Genomic DNA, 13,721 nt, shown 5'->3' with positions numbered 1-13,721 from the left:
GGGCTGGACCACCTGCATCGAGAGCAAAAGATAGTCGGCTATTTCAAGGGAATGATTGTCATTGTCCCGTTGGTGGCGTTTCCGTCGACGCTGTTGTTCCCGTAGGAGCTGACCACGCCGCCTGACACGCCCGCGACGCCTGTGGTATTGGCGGTGATGGTCGCCTGATTGAGGCGGATGTTCGCCCCGGCACCGATGGCACGAACGCCATAGCCCGCGTTGCCCATCATCAGCGCATTGTTGTCCAGCGTCACGCTGATCGGCGCACCGCTGACGATGACGACGCCATCCTGCCTGTTGAACTGCATCACCCCGCCGTGAATCACGGCCTGGACGCCCGACGAACTGCCGCTGGTGTCGATCGCGAGACCGAACGCATTACTGTAGGCGGTGATGTTGGTGAGATCGACCTGGGCGCCGCCGCCCGATCCTGGATTGACCTGGACAGCCGAACCGGTCGTGGCCGTGCCGTTACCGCTAATGTTCGACCCGAAAATGGCCAATCGGCTGAACGCCGATGGCGCGAACTTGACGCCGTGCCCGTAGGGCGAGGCCGCTCCAAAACCATAGATGGAACTGCCGTAGATTTGGAGCAACCCCCCGCTGTTGAACAGAACGCCGTTATCGCCGGTGCCCGACCCTCTCAATTCCAGATTCACCAGAGTCACCCCCTTGTTGGCGGGTGCGTTGACGGTGACGGCGCTGCCGGAGGTCACGGTGATGTACGCCCGCTGATTGGGGTTGTTATCGCCCATTCCGGAAATGCGGATGCCCTTGGTGATCGTCACGGGGCCAAAGTCGGCAACCGAATCGAGAGCCTGGACAATGCCGCCGTCGTTGGTCTGATCGTGCGCGCGCTGGAAGGTTCTGCATTGCGACGCGAACGTACAACTGTTGGCGTCATTGCCCGTCGACGAGACATAGCTGAAGGTGTTCTGGGCCGAGGCGCCCGTCACGCCCGCAAACACCGCGATGACAACGACCGCGATGAACCCGAAGATCCTGCTACTCATGTATGAGTTCTCCCGAAATAATTTTGTTTGTGCAACGTACATGGCTAGAAAAATGCACGCCGCGCTGACGTGTGGACATTCGAAAACAATGTCAGGCTAACTGCGTGTCGATCATCACGTCAAGCATTGTTGCGCTGCGTTTCTACCAACCGGTCTCAGAGTCCCGGAAGTCGACCCGTCAAGCTTGGCACAGCCCCCGGCAAGAAGTCCGGGGCAAGCTGAATTGCGGTAAGAGGAGGCGCTGGCCCTCGCACGGTTGGATCGACGCGAGCCAGACCGGGCAGAACAGCGGGGACTGGCGCGTGTCCAGCCGGTTCGACCGGCACGCTGATTGCGGACTCTCCCGGGAGCGGCAGTTTGAGCGTAACCGTACGTCGATCCTTTTCCAGCGAAGTCTCTCGCCCCTCAATGCGGCGCAGGACCCAACCGGAATGCGCCTGCCCCACCTTGAGCCGAACGACGGCACGGCTTGCCGAATCGAAAAAGACCGCAATCCCTTGCTCGTCGTTCACCACAGTGCCAACCAAATTGAGACTGGGAGTCTCGGCGACCGGAGCCGGCGGTTGGATGATCGGCACCGGCGGCGGCGGCGGCGGGGCCATCACTGGCGCGGGGGGCCGGCGCGACGATGAGAAAACCGGTCGCTCGCGCGTCGCTGCGAGGGCGGCGAACGGAATCCCCCACAGCGGATTGCCGCGTTGCTCAAGGTCGGCGCGTTTGGTGGCCGGGGAGCTTTCGGAGGAGGCGGGCCTTGTCGGCGTGAGGGAGACAGCAACGCTCGGGCCGCCTCGCACGGCATCGAGTTCATCCGGAAGCTCACCGCGCGTGTTCGCGTGTGCAGCGATGCCTCCAAGCACCGCGGCGCCAACAAGCAGCCCAATGGGAAAAACGCCCGGTCCGGTCACCAATTCACTCGTGAGGAAAAAGCAAATAGGGGATGGTCTAAGAAGTATATCTGTCGGGTACGCCTATCACAATTTTGCCGAGAGCGGCATCCGGCCTGCCCCACCTAAGCAACTATCGAAGTCCAAGATGCGGAGGAACGTCGGACAGTGTCCGCCTCCTGAAATTCCAATGCGAGGAATCCGCGTCGAGGGAGATGTAAGACGTTCGATGATTCATGGCGCTGTGTTCCGGTCAGGTGTACCGGTCAGCGACTCAATTCCCCTGCAAATCAGCGATTTCAACCACTCGGGTTGGGGGTGGTGCCCAGGAAAGGACTCGAACCTTCACGGCCGTTAAGCCACTGGCACCTGAAGCCAGCGCGTCTACCAATTCCACCACCTGGGCATGCCGTTTGGGGCACGGGGGCGTGTACTAAGGTTCGGTGACGCCGTTGTCAATTCATGGTTCAGGATGCCGATTGCGCATCGCACACCGGGCCGGTAGAAGCCTGATATCTCGTATTCTTCGCGCAGGATTGGCTCCCATGGCATCGAATCTGGAAACTCTCGTCACGGTTTTCGGCGGATCGGGGTTTTTGGGCCGGAATGTCGTCCGGGCGCTGTGCCGGCGGGATTACCGGGTCCGGGTTGCGGTGCGGCGGCCGGAACTCGCCGGATACCTCCAGCCCTCCGGCAAGGTCGGGCAGGTCCATCTGGTCCAGGCCAATCTGCGCTACCCCGCCTCGGTCGAGGCGGCGTTGCGTGATTCGCATGTCGTGATCAATCTGGTCGGCATTCTGGCCGAGGGCGGCGCGCAGACGTTCGACGCCGTCCAGGCCAAGGGCGCCGAGACCGTCGCCAAGGCGGCTGCGGCCGCGGGGGCGCGCCTGGTACACGTCTCCGCCATCGGTGCGGACGCCGAATCACCCTCGCGCTACGCCAAGGCCAAGGCCGCCGGCGAAGCGGCTGTGCTGGCGGCCGTACCGTCGGCGACGATCTTCCGCCCCTCCGTGATGTTCGGTCCCGAGGACCAGTTCACCAACCGCTTTGCGGCGCTGGCCCGGATGTCGCCGGTGCTGCCGCTGATCGGCGCCGAGACGAAGATGCAGCCGGTCTATGTCGGCGACGTCGCCACCGCGATTGCGGACGCGGTGGACGGCAAGGCCAGGGCGGGCGCGACCTACGAGCTCGGCGGGCCGGAGGTGCTGACCATGCGCGAGATCATCGAGGCGATCCTCGAGATCACCGATCGCGAGCGCGCGCTGATCCCTCTGCCGTTCGGCCTCGCCCGCCTCAAGGCCGCCTTCCTGCAATTCGCACCCGGCGCGTTCAAGCTGACACCGGACCAGGTCACGCTGCTCGAGCGCGACAATGTCGTATCGGATGCGGCGAAGACGGCTGGCCTGACGCTGGAAGGCCTCGGCATCACGCCCGATTCGCTGGAAGCGATCGCCCCCCAATATCTCTGGCGTTTCCGCCCGCAGGGCCAGTTCCAGCGCAAGAACGCGTGAGTTTGTTGTACCTCTCCCGCTTGCGGGAGAGGTCGCCGCGTAGCGGCGGGTGAGGGTTTTATCCTCTTGGGGGTTCTCGCCCGTGGGGATACCCCCTCCCCGGCCCTCCCCCGCAAGCGGGAGAGGGAGTGCACCGCCGCCTCGGCTACAACACCTCAAAACCTCAGCTTCTTGAACACCGCTTCCGGCAGCGTCTTGATGATCAGCATCACGAGGCGCCATTTGCCGCTGACATAGACAATGTCGGTCTTCCTCTCGACAGCGCTGAGGATCGCATCGCCGACGACGGGCGCTTCGACGGTGAGCGGGCCGATCAGCTTCATGCCTTCGGTCATCTTGGTGCGGACGAAGCCGGGCTTGACGGTGACGACATGCACGCCACTGCTGCTGGCGCGGGCGCGCAGGCCTGAGAGGAAGGCGGAGAAACCGGCTTTCGCCGAGCCGTAGACATAGTTCGAGGCGCGTCCGCGGTCGCCCGCCACCGACGAGACGCCGACAATCGAGCCGCTGCCGCGGGCGAGAAACTTCTCGGCGAACAGGCCGAGGATCAGCGATGGGCCCTCATAGTTCGAGCGCATGATCATCGTCGCATGGGCGAGGTCGCTCTCGGCCTCTTGCTGCACACCCAGCAGTCCGACGATCGAGATGACGACATCGGGCATGGCGGGAAGGCCGCTCACAAAGCCCTCAAACGAGGCGGTGTCGAGCACGTCGAACTTGTGAAGACCGACCTCGACATTGTAGCGCGCGCGCAGATCCGCGGCGTCAGGCTCGAGCGCAGCGACGTCGCGGCCTGCGAGGCCGATATCGTAGCCTGCCTTGGCAAAGGCGCGCGCCGTGGCGCGTCCGATATCGGAGGAGCCACCGAGCACAAGTGCGGATTTGCGTGACGTCACGGCCTAGACCTCATCGAACAGGCGTTGTGAAAGCTTCGAGCGGATGGTCCCGTTGGGATCGAGCGCCTTGCGGATCGCGTTGAAGCGCGACAAGGCCGGATAGCCGGCCTCGAAGGTCGCGCGCGACTGGCGCGCATCCTTGGCGAGATAAAGCCGGCCGCCGGCGGCAACGACCAGGCGATCGATCTCGTCGAGGAAATTGAGGATGTCGCCTCTCACTGGAAAATCCAGCGCCAGCGTGTAGCCGGGCAGCGGGAACGACAGGATGCCGTCGCCCTGGCCGAGCTTCTTAAGCACTGCGAGGAACGAGGCATCGCCGCGTGTCGCGACACGGTCGAGGATATCACCGAGCACGGAACGCGCGCCGTTTTCCGGAATCACGCATTGGTGCTGGAGGAAACCACGCCGGCCATAGATGCGATTCCAGTCGGCGATGCTGTCGAGCGGAAAGAAATAGGGATAGAGCGAGACCACATGATTGCCGCCGGCGCGTCGCGCGCCCATGCGGTAATAGAGCTCGTTGAAGGCACGGATGCTGGTGCGGTTCAGCGTCATCGACGGCAGGTCGATGGGCACGGCGAGCCCGGGATTTTTGCCGGCGGGAAATGCAGCGGCATCGTCGGCAAGATCGCCTTTGACGGCGTGCTCGCCGAGATAGATCAGCGAGCGGCCGAGATCGCGTCCGCGCACGGCGCAATCGATCCACGCCACCGAATAGGTCGCGGCATCGCTCGCCTCGAGCGCGCGCATGGCGGCATCGAGATCGGACGCCGAGACGACGCGCTCGCGGATCCAGCCGGTCTGCACCGGACGCAGCCGCATCGACACTTCGAGAATGATTCCGGTGAGGCCCATGCCGCCGACGGTCGCGAAAAAGGCATCGGAATTTTCTTCGCGCGAGACCTCGATGGTCTCGCCCTGACCCGTGCGCAGCAAGATGCTGTCGACGTAGCGGCCAAAACCGCCCTCGCAATGATGGTTCTTGCCGTGGACATCTGCGGCGATGGCGCCGCCGACCGAGACGAAGCGCGTGCCCGGCACGACGAAGGGCAGGAAGCCGCGTGGACCGAATGTGTCGATCAGGTCCGCCAGCAGCACGCCGGCTTCGAGCCGGATGCGCCCGGTCGCCGGATCGAACGACCTGACCCGGTCGAAGCCGGTCATGCCGATCGTCCTGACCGCGCCGATCGCGGCATCGCCATAGGCGCGGCCGTTGCCCCGCGCGATGGTGCCGGTCACCACGGCTTCGCCGACGGCCTCGAACGACCGCGGACGCAGCACATCGCTATCGACGACCGGGAAACGCCCCCAGCCGCTGACGAGGGTCATGGCTCAGCTCCTGTGCCGGGCGCGCGCCGCCTAGCGTTGGAAACTGCCTAGCGATCAAAAGCTTATATTGCGTTGAGGCGTATCAGTGAGTTTTCGAGAGGTTAACGGCCCAGCGCCAGCGCGATCAGGCCGAGCGTGCCGACGATGACGCGCCACCAGGCGAACACCGCAAATCCGTGACGGGTGACGTAGCCCAGGAACGTCTTCACGACGATGATCGCAGTGATGAACGACACGACGAAGCCGATCGCGACGATGCCCATGTGGTCCATCGTCATCTCGGAGCGGTTCTTGTAGAAATCGTAGGCGAACGCGCCGATCATGGTGGGGATGGCGAGGAAGAATGAGAACTCCGCCGCGGCGCGCTTGTCGGCGCCGAGCAGCATCGCAGCGACGATGCTGGCGCCGGAACGCGACACGCCCGGGATCATCGCCACGCACTGTGCGATGCCGATATAGAGATACATCAGCAGCGGGAATTTGGTGGCGTCGTGCTCGCGCGGTTTGAGGTCGAGCCTGTCGATCCAGAGCAGGATGGCCCCGCCCACGATCAGCGTGAAGCAGACGACCCACGGATTGAACAGCATGCTCTTGATGTACTTGCCGGCGACGAGGCCGACGACGACCGCCGGGAGGAACGCCACCAGCACGCCGATCACGAAGCGGCGGGCATAGGCATCGCCCGTGAACATGCCGATCGCTACGTCCCAGAGCTTCTTGAAATAGAGCCCGACGATCGCGAGGATCGCGCCGAGCTGGATCAGAACCGTAAACGAATCCCAGAACGCGCCCTCACCGAGATGGAAGAAGCGCTCGGCCAGCAGCAGATGGCCGGTCGAGGACACAGGAAGGAACTCGGTCACACCCTCGATGATGCCAAGGATCACTGCCCGTATTGCGTCTGACATATTTACGGTCCATTTCCGCTGGAAAAGCGCGGCTCTTCTCGCCTATTCCCCCCAATGCTGCAATCGCAAAATGCGCTGCACGCTCTTGCTTCGCGGTTTTGAAGGACTAGTGTGGCGCCGCACAAACATTGATGGATTCTTAAGCACCATCAAATAGTCAAAGGCTTCATGTTTACGCTGTTTCATCATCCGTTCTGCCCGCATTCGCGCTTCATCCGCCTGGTCGCGGGCGAATACGGGCTCGACCTCAAGCTGGTCGAAGAGCGCAGCTGGGAACGGCGCGAGGCCTTTTTGCTGCTCAACGCAGCGGGCACGACGCCCGTTTTGGTGGACGACGAGCAGCCGCCGATCCCGGGCGCGGCCATCATCGCCGAATATGTCGATGAAGCCTATGGCGCCGGGATGGGCCCCAAGCGGCTGATGCCGGATACGGTCACCGAACGTGTCGAGGTGCGCCGGCTGATGGCCTGGTTCAACGAAAAGTTCTTCGAGGAAGTCTCGCATCCGCTCGTCACCGAGCGCATCTACAAGCGCTTCATGAGCGAAGAGAATGGTGGCGGCCCGCCTTCGGCCGACGTGATGCGCGCGGCGAAGGCGAACGTGCGCTATCATCTGGCCTATATCGGTTGGCTGGCGCAGACGCGGAACTTCCTCGCCGGCGACCGGATCACCTACGCGGATCTCGCCGCCGCGGCGCATCTCTCGGCGATCGACTATCTGGGCGACGTGCCATGGAGCGAGGACGACGCGGCAAAGGCGTGGTACGCGCGGGTGAAATCCCGCCCGTCGTTCCGTCCGCTGCTGAGCGAATGGCTGGCCGGCGTGCCGGCCTCGCGGACCTACGTGGACCTGGATTTCTGAACTCGGATCCGACTGAACTGAAGGCGGCGCTTGCGCGCGAGGCGCATGCGCTCGGCTTCGATTGCATCGGGATCACCGAGCCCGGCACGATCCAGAAAGCCGGCGCGCATTTCCTCGAATTCATCGCCTCGGGCGGCCATGGCGACATGGACTGGCTCGCCGCGCAGCCGGAGCGCCGCGTCGATCCGCGCGGGCTGTGGGCCGACGTGCGCAGCGTCATCATGCTCGGCGTCAATTACGGTCCCGGCTCCGATCCGCTCGCGATCCTGAAACAGCCCACGCGCGCGGCGATCTCGGTCTATGCGCAGGGCGACGACTATCACGACCTCATCAAGAAGCGCCTGAAGGCACTGGCGCGCTGGCTGGTCGCGACCGCGACTTCTGAGATGAAGACTTGCGAAGTCAAAGTATTCGTCGACACCGCCGCGGTGATGGAGAAGCCCTTGGCGCAAGCCGCGCATCTCGGCTGGCAGGGCAAGCACACCAATCTGGTCTCGCGCGAATTCGGCTCATGGCTGTTTCTCGGCGCGATCTACACCACGCTCGAGCTGCCGCGCGACGATGCCGAGATCGATCATTGCGGCTCGTGCCGGGCCTGCCTCGACATCTGCCCGACATCGGCATTCCCCGCGCCCTACAGGCTCGATGCGCGGCGCTGCATCTCCTATCTCACCATCGAGAACAAGGGACCGATCCCGCGCGAATTTCGCAAAGCCATCGGCAACCGCATCTATGGCTGCGATGATTGTCTTGCGGCATGCCCCTGGAACAAGTTCGCGCAGCAGGGGCGAGAAGCAAAGCTTGCGGCGCGCGATGAATTGCGTGCGCCGGGTCTCGCTGAACTTTCGCGGCTCGACGACGCCGCGTTCCGCGCGCTGTTCACGAAGTCGCCGGTGAAGCGGATCGGCCGGGACCGCTTCTTGCGGAATGTGCTGATTGCGATTGGCAATTCCGGTGATGCAGCGCTGGCGGAAGATGCGCGGCGATTACTGGAAGATCAGAGTCCGATGGTGCGTGGGGCGGCAGTGTGGGCGCTGGGGCAGTTGGTGGAGCCGGGAGAGTTTGTTGCGATGAAGTCCGCCGCGCTTGCGGCCGAGAATGATGAGAGCGTGCGTGAGGAGTGGTTCGCTGCCTCCTAGCTCTCGGTGTCATTCCCCGCGAAGGCGGGGAATCCAGTACGCCGCGGCCTATCGATTCGATCACTGACGCCTCGGAGTACTGGATCGCCCGGTCAAGGCCGGGCGATGACAGCATTGTTGTGGCGACGACGTCAGGCTCACCACCCTTGATTTCCCCATCCATTCCCGCAAAGTCGCGCGTCATGACAAACATGCCTTTCTTCACACGCGACGGCGATACATTCCATCCGACGGAAGTGGCCAACGGCCCCTGGGATCCGAAATCGCTGCACGGGCGCGTCATCATCGGCCTGCTCGGCTTCGCCATCGAGGAGCGCCATTCGGGCCCCGAATTCGTGCCGGCGCGGCTCACGGTCGACATGTTCCGGCTGCCGACCATCGACAAGCCGATCGAGGTGACGACGCGGCTCATTCGCGATGGCCTGCGCATCCGCGTGGTCGAGGCGGAATTCGTCTCCGGCGGCGTCAGCATGGCGCGCGCCTCGTGCCAGTTGCTGCGGCGAACGCAGAACCCGGATGGGAATGTCTGGTCGCCGCCGAATTGGGACGTGCCGAAGCCATCGGACATTCCAGAACCGACCGACCCCAGGCTCGGCATGAACGGCAAATGGACGACGCGCCCGATCGTCGGACACATGGGCTCGCTCGGCCCGCGCCGGTTGTGGATGAGCGAGGTGCGCGAGCTCGTGGCCGGCGTGCCGATGACGCCGTTCGTGCATGTCGCCACAGGTGCCGATTTCGCCAGCCCGTTTGCCAATGCCGGCGACAAGGGGCTCGGCTACATCAACAGCGACGTCACCATCTATCTGCATCGCCTGCCGGTGACGAACTGGATCGGTTTCGACGTGATGAACCACCAAGCCACCAACGGTGTCGCGATCGGCGAATGCTGGCTTTACGACGAAGAGGGCCCGATCGGCACCGCGACGGTCGCAGCATTGGCGCAGCGCAAGCCGATGCCGAAGGTGCAGCCGCCGCCGTAGGCCCTGCCGTCAGGCCAGATGCCGCTTCATTTCCGGCCGTGCCTTCAATTCCGCGCCCTGCTTGCCGACGATCTTGGCGATCCTTTCCGGCGCAAATTTCAGGTCGACGAACGCCGGCGCGGTGTTGGCGACTTCGTGGTAGCTCACGATCTGGCCGTCGCGCAGCGTCATGATCGCGACGCCTTCGAACATTGCCCGTGCACCGCCTGCTTCCGGCAGGGTGGATTTGTAGCTGAACGTGTAGCGCGCATAGAGCGTGGTGCCGTCCGACACGGGATCATGCATGTCCCAGCGGAAATCGGTCGCCGTGCGATAGAACCAGTCATCGACCATCGCGGCGATCTTTGTCCGGCCTGCGAAGGCGCCGTAGAAGACGTCGTGGTAGACGCCGTCCTCGGTGAAGAGGTCGGCAAATGCCTTGCCGTTGCGGTGCTCGACCGCATCGCAGAAGGCGCGCAGCATGGCGGTGGTGGTCATTGTGTTGCCTCCCGCTGTTTGTTGTTGCGCCCTCTCCCCTTGTGGGAGAGGGCAGCTCCGCTCGTCGATCCGCATTCACTTGGGTGAGGGGTCTCTATCCTCACCAACGTTTCGTGTGATTGGAGAGAACCCCTCATCCGCCTTCGCTGCGCGAAGCCACCTTCTCCCACAAGGGGAGAAGGAAGCGACTTCACCCGATCTCCGCCACCGCGGCAAGGATGCGCGCGATGTCCTGCGGGCGGGAGAGGCGGTGGTCGCCGTCCTGGATCAAGGTCAGCACGACGTCATCGGCCGGCAGCCGATGCGTCAGTTCGAAGGCGTGCTGCCAGGGCACGTCAGGATCCTGCGCGCCTTGCAGGATGCGAACGGGGCAGCCGAGATCGATGGCACTGCCGAGCACCAGATGGTTGCGCCCCTCCTCGATCAGGTTCTTCGTGATCGGATAGGGCGAGCCGTCGCCATATTCCGATGGCCGCAGCCAGAAGCCCTTGGTCTCGATCTCCGCTTTCACGTTCGCCGGGAAATTTTTCCACATCAGCTCTTCGGTGAAATCGGGCGCCGGCGCGATCAGCACGAGCCCGGCGAGCGACCCCTTGCTGCTTCGCTTCCTGATCTCGCGCGCGAGCAGCAGCGCCATCCAGCCGCCCATGGAGGAGCCGATCAGAATTTGCGGGCCGTCGCAGAACCGCTCGAACACCGCAACGCTATCCGCGAGCCAGCTTCCGATGGTTCCATCGGCGAAATTGCCGCTGGATTCGCCGTGGCCGGAATAGTCGAACCGGACCACGGCGCGGCCGCGTTCGTGCGCCCAGGCGTCCAGCGCCACGGCCTTGCCGCCCTGCATGTCCGATTTGAAGCCGCCCAGCCAGACGAGGCCGGGACTCGCTCCGGCGCGGTGGCGCACCGCGATTTTCCGTGCGGACGGACCCTCGCCCACATCGATGAAGTCGAGCACGGCGTCGGGAATTGCTGAGGTCATGGAACGTTTACTCTGGCTGTGCGGTTTGAGCAGTCTGGCCCGCCGTGCAGCGGCGCAGCCCGGCATTGTCCCTTTGGGCCGCTTGCGGAACAGAGGCAAGGTGTCTATGTCGGTCAGCGTGCCGAGGGCCGTGGCTAAAATGCCTCGCTTTTGAGGGTTTTTCGACGGCACCACGAGCGAATTGCTTGCCGGCCAACGCAACTTCCTTCAAAATAGCCGCTTCTTTCACAACTTTGGAGAACCACCCATTCGCCGTCCTAATAAAGCTCCGCCCGCTGCCAGCAAAGACGGGCCGCGCATCAATGATGATATCCGCAATGCGCAGATCCAGCTGATCGATGCGGCCGGTGAGAACAAGGGCACCGTCGAGACGGTCGTCGCCATCAAGATGGCCCAGGAAGCCGGCATGGATCTGGTCGAGATTTCGCCGAACGTCAGTCCTCCGGTCTGCAAGATCATGGACTACGGCAAGTACAAGTATTCCGCTCAGAAGAAAGCCGCCGAAGCCCGTAAGCGCCAGAAGACCGTCGAAATCAAGGAGATCAAGCTCCGCCCGATGATCGATGATCACGATTACGACGTGAAGATGCGCGCGATGCAGCGGTTCTTCGAAGAGGGCGACAAGGTCAAGATCACGCTGCGCTATCGCGGTCGTGAAATGGCGCACCAGGAGATCGGCACCAAGCTGCTGGACAAGATCAAGACCGACGTCGCCGAGCTCGCCAAGGTCGAGCAGGACGCCCGGTTCGAAGGTCGCCAGGTCGTCATGGTGCTGGCACCGCGCTGAGCGCAGCAAGTCAGGACTTCAGTATTCAACGGCCCGTCCGGATCTCCGGCGGGCCGTTTGCGTATCAGCTCCTCGTCGCCTGCCAGGTGCCGCTGCACTGGTCGCCGGAGATGATGCCGCGCCACGAGCCGGCGCCGTTCATCCCGGTGAGGCGGCCACCGCCGCTGGCATGGGATGCGCCGACCGAGACCTGGACCGCGACGGCGCCGGAGCGGTTGACCCGGCCCGAGACCCGGCCGCCGCCGGCCGACGAAACGCGGCTGCCTGTGACCGTGAAGGGGACGCTGTAGCCCGAGCTGCAATTGCCGCGGGTGGTGGCGAAGGTGACATTCCAGATGCCGTCATAGCCGCCGACGCGGGCCTGGGCGGTCTGCGGCAGCGCGGCCGTGGCAAGCACGGCCAGAAGCGCCAGATGGCGCGGGCGGGCGAATTCGGTCAGAACGGAAAGCAATTGGGAAAAATGGGCCATTATGATCCTGCTCCAGGCGACACGACTTGGACATATGGGTATCAATTCCGGATAGTCGGCGGTCAGGTTCCACCGGTTCATCGTTGCCAATTCGCCCGTTCTCTGTCATAAGCCCGGCCTTCATCGCCCGGCTGATTTACGGGCTGCCGTGGCGGTGTCTCGTGCGGGTTTTGCGCTTGTTCGCGAAACCTGAGCACAATCAACGCTCTAACGAGCATTTTTGACGGCCATGCCGCCTTCGCGGGCGGATTTCTTTGGCCATAGGAGAGCAAAATGCCCAAGCTGAAGACCAAATCGGGCGCCAAAAAGCGCTTCAAGGTGACTGCCACCGGCAAAGTGATGTTCGCTCATCGCAGCAAGCGTCACGGCATGATCAAGCGGACGAAGAAGCAGATCCGTCAGCTGCGCGGCACCGCGGTGCTGTTCAAGACCGACGGCGACAACGTCAAGAAGTACTTCTTGCCGAACGCCTGATCGCGTCCAGCGATCGTCCAAGATCATCGCCATCTCCGCCGCGCACTTCGCGGCGATCCGAAACCAAGTCATCTCTCAAGGATATTCGTCATGGCTCGCGTCAAACGCGGTGTGACCGCCCACGCCAAGCACAAGAAAGTCTACAAGGCCGCCAAGGGCTTCTACGGCCGCCGCAAGAACACCATCCGCGCCGCCAAGCCGGCCGTGGAGAAGGCCCAGCAATACGCCTTCCGCGACCGCAAGCGTAAGAAGCGCACCTTCCGCGCGCTCTGGATCCAGCGCATCAACGCAGCCGTCCGTCCGTTCGGCCTGACCTACAGCCGATTTATTGACGGCATGGCGAAGTCCGGGATCACCGTGGACCGCAAGGTGCTGTCGGATCTCGCGATCAGCGAGCCCGCCGCGTTCCAGGCGATCGCCGAGAAGGCCAAGGCCGCTCTGGCCGCCTGAGGCTAGCGGGCCTTGGTGCCCGCAGCCTTCAACGCACGTTGCGAGTAACGCTGGGCGACCTCCGCCCGGCAGAAAGCCGAAAACGACAGATACATGGTGCCGGACTTGTTCCGGTACTTGAGGTCGCATGCGCGCATCTCGCGCTTATAGGCCTGGTTCTGCGCCGTGTTGAGGCCGGGCTTGAAATCCGCCTCGCATTTGTTCTCGACGGCGGCGCCGAGCTGGACATCGCCGCTCGCGGTCAATTGGCAATCCTGAGCCAGCTTCATCGCACTTTCGCAGCTGTTCTGGACGCCGATGGCCTCGACCACCTCGTCCAGCGTCATGGATTTGTCCATGCAGACCATAGCGCGCGCCGGGCTGGCGACCGACAGAACGATGGCGGGAGCGACCAGAAAGACAGCCAGGCAGGATTTCGAAAGCATCGCAAAGTCTCCTCGTATCCCCGGTTGGTGCGGGCCTCCCGCGTGAGGTTCAACCCAGCCGCTCGAGGGCCGAAATGACCGGCTTTTCGCTTGACGTTACGCCCTTCCCGCGGCGACAACCCAGCCGAATTTAGAG

The 13,721-nt window shown here is 63.5% G+C and carries 15 protein-coding genes and 1 tRNA gene; 7 read left to right on the top strand and 9 right to left on the bottom strand.

What is annotated here, in order from left to right; genetic code table 11:
- Positions 1-38 precede the first annotated feature (38 nt).
- Together HYH08_RS26090 and HYH08_RS26085 are read right to left on the bottom strand one after the other, a co-directional pair.
- Positions 39-1,013 (bottom strand): hypothetical protein, encoded by a 975-nt coding sequence (locus HYH08_RS26090; RefSeq protein ID WP_220012699.1) that lies wholly within the window; start codon positions 1,011-1,013, stop codon positions 39-41.
- A gap of 1,203 nt (positions 1,014-2,216) precedes the next feature.
- Positions 2,217-2,303: transfer RNA gene (locus tag HYH08_RS26085), tRNA-Leu, on the bottom strand.
- 139 nt (positions 2,304-2,442) lie between these two features.
- Between HYH08_RS26085 and HYH08_RS26080 the strand changes: the two genes are divergently transcribed.
- Positions 2,443-3,408 carry a complex I NDUFA9 subunit family protein gene (locus HYH08_RS26080; RefSeq protein WP_220012698.1) on the top strand — a complete coding sequence of 322 codons (966 nt, stop codon included), beginning with the start codon at positions 2,443-2,445 and terminating at the stop codon, positions 3,406-3,408.
- A 155-nt stretch (positions 3,409-3,563) separates the two neighbouring features.
- Here HYH08_RS26080 and HYH08_RS26075 read toward each other — a convergent pair whose 3' ends face one another.
- From HYH08_RS26075 to HYH08_RS26065, 3 genes are all read right to left on the bottom strand, one after another.
- Positions 3,564-4,304 carry an SDR family oxidoreductase gene (locus tag HYH08_RS26075; protein ID WP_220012697.1) on the bottom strand — a complete coding sequence of 247 codons (741 nt, stop codon included), beginning with the start codon at positions 4,302-4,304 and terminating at the stop codon, positions 3,564-3,566.
- A gap of 3 nt (positions 4,305-4,307) precedes the next feature.
- Positions 4,308-5,633, bottom strand: a complete 1,326-nt coding sequence (locus HYH08_RS26070) for an FAD-binding oxidoreductase (protein WP_220012696.1) — start codon at positions 5,631-5,633, stop codon at positions 4,308-4,310.
- 101 nt (positions 5,634-5,734) lie between these two features.
- Positions 5,735-6,541, bottom strand: coding sequence for an undecaprenyl-diphosphate phosphatase (locus tag HYH08_RS26065; protein WP_220012695.1), 807 nt, complete (start codon positions 6,539-6,541; stop codon positions 5,735-5,737).
- Positions 6,542-6,709: 168 nt separating this feature from the next.
- Here HYH08_RS26065 and HYH08_RS26060 point away from each other — a divergent pair, with 168 nt between their 5' ends.
- The 3 genes from HYH08_RS26060 to HYH08_RS26050 all read left to right on the top strand — a co-directional run bounded on the left by HYH08_RS26060 (position 6,710) and on the right by HYH08_RS26050 (position 9,524).
- On the top strand, positions 6,710-7,402 hold the full coding sequence (locus HYH08_RS26060) for a glutathione S-transferase family protein (protein WP_220012694.1): 693 nt from the start codon (positions 6,710-6,712) through the stop codon (positions 7,400-7,402).
- Complete coding sequence (gene queG / locus HYH08_RS26055) at positions 7,351-8,541, top strand: tRNA epoxyqueuosine(34) reductase QueG (protein WP_220012693.1); 1,191 nt, start codon at positions 7,351-7,353, stop codon at positions 8,539-8,541. The genes HYH08_RS26060 and queG overlap by 52 nt, the downstream gene beginning before the upstream one ends.
- A 182-nt stretch (positions 8,542-8,723) precedes the next feature.
- Complete coding sequence (locus HYH08_RS26050) at positions 8,724-9,524, top strand: acyl-CoA thioesterase domain-containing protein (protein ID WP_220012692.1); 801 nt, start codon at positions 8,724-8,726, stop codon at positions 9,522-9,524.
- A 9-nt stretch (positions 9,525-9,533) separates the two neighbouring features.
- Here HYH08_RS26050 and HYH08_RS26045 read toward each other — a convergent pair whose 3' ends face one another.
- Positions 9,534-10,001 (bottom strand): nuclear transport factor 2 family protein, encoded by a 468-nt coding sequence (locus HYH08_RS26045; RefSeq protein ID WP_220012691.1) that lies wholly within the window; start codon positions 9,999-10,001, stop codon positions 9,534-9,536.
- Positions 10,002-10,191: 190 nt separating this feature from the next.
- Complete coding sequence (locus tag HYH08_RS26040) at positions 10,192-10,980, bottom strand: alpha/beta hydrolase (RefSeq protein WP_220012690.1); 789 nt, start codon at positions 10,978-10,980, stop codon at positions 10,192-10,194.
- A gap of 247 nt (positions 10,981-11,227) precedes the next feature.
- Between HYH08_RS26040 and infC the strand changes: the two genes are divergently transcribed.
- A complete protein-coding gene (gene infC / locus HYH08_RS26035) occupies positions 11,228-11,767 on the top strand; it encodes a translation initiation factor IF-3 (RefSeq protein WP_220012733.1) in 540 nt (179 codons plus the stop codon).
- A 64-nt stretch (positions 11,768-11,831) separates the two neighbouring features.
- Here the strand turns inward: infC and HYH08_RS26030 are convergent, their stop codons facing one another.
- Positions 11,832-12,236, bottom strand: a complete 405-nt coding sequence (locus HYH08_RS26030) for a hypothetical protein (protein ID WP_220012689.1) — start codon at positions 12,234-12,236, stop codon at positions 11,832-11,834.
- Positions 12,237-12,509: 273 nt separating this feature from the next.
- On the opposite strand from HYH08_RS26030, the gene rpmI reads away from it, so the two are divergent.
- A complete protein-coding gene (rpmI, locus tag HYH08_RS26025; RefSeq protein ID WP_007598540.1) occupies positions 12,510-12,710 on the top strand; it encodes a 50S ribosomal protein L35 in 201 nt (66 codons plus the stop codon).
- Positions 12,711-12,800: 90 nt separating this feature from the next.
- On the top strand, positions 12,801-13,160 hold the full coding sequence (gene rplT / locus HYH08_RS26020) for a 50S ribosomal protein L20 (RefSeq protein WP_220012688.1): 360 nt from the start codon (positions 12,801-12,803) through the stop codon (positions 13,158-13,160).
- Between the two features lie 2 nt (positions 13,161-13,162).
- On the opposite strand, the gene HYH08_RS26015 is transcribed toward rplT, so the two are convergent.
- Positions 13,163-13,585: a hypothetical protein gene (locus tag HYH08_RS26015; protein ID WP_220012687.1), complete on the bottom strand. Its 423-nt coding sequence runs from the start codon at positions 13,583-13,585 to the stop codon at positions 13,163-13,165.
- Positions 13,586-13,721: the final 136 nt, after the last annotated feature.

The organism is Bradyrhizobium sp. BR 10289, from assembly GCF_019455385.1.
Taxonomy (GTDB): Bacteria; Pseudomonadota; Alphaproteobacteria; order Rhizobiales; family Xanthobacteraceae; genus Bradyrhizobium.
Note: the sequence above shows the minus strand (reverse complement) of the source record. Positions and strands in the feature narration are given on the sequence as shown.